The sequence below is a fragment of the Legionella feeleii genome (assembly GCF_001467625.1).
Lineage (GTDB): Bacteria > Pseudomonadota > Gammaproteobacteria > Legionellales > Legionellaceae > Tatlockia > Tatlockia feeleii.
Window position 1 is genome coordinate 577 of record NZ_LNYB01000083.1, and the last position, 313, is coordinate 889.

Genomic DNA, 313 nt, shown 5'->3' on the forward strand with positions numbered 1-313 from the left:
CCAAGACAACCTCGCGGTCGTCTTTCAGTGTTTCAGACGCGTACTGAAGGGCCCAGCCATTCTGCGCCACGGCAGCCAGAACGTCTTGTTTGGTTGAATTAACGTTTATTTTTGGCATTTATTACTCGCTTTTAATTTGTCTGGCTAATTATAGATGATAAAGATTAACAAAAAATTAAGCGGAGACTGGGTCAAGGCCACGCGCAGCGTGCCGTAAGGGTAGCCTTGACGCCGGCGCAGCGACCCACGCTCCCCTAAGGGGCTGGGTTTAAACCCAGCCCCGCGAGCCCCATGGCGGCGAATGGCTTCCCCA

General features: G+C 53.0%; 1 protein-coding gene. It reads right to left on the reverse strand.

Features of this window, described 5'->3' with window-relative positions; genetic code table 11:
• The coding region (locus Lfee_RS17910) for a DUF4116 domain-containing protein (RefSeq protein WP_156413391.1) at positions 1-118 on the reverse strand (118 nt) is incomplete at its 3' end.
• Positions 119-313: the final 195 nt, after the last annotated feature.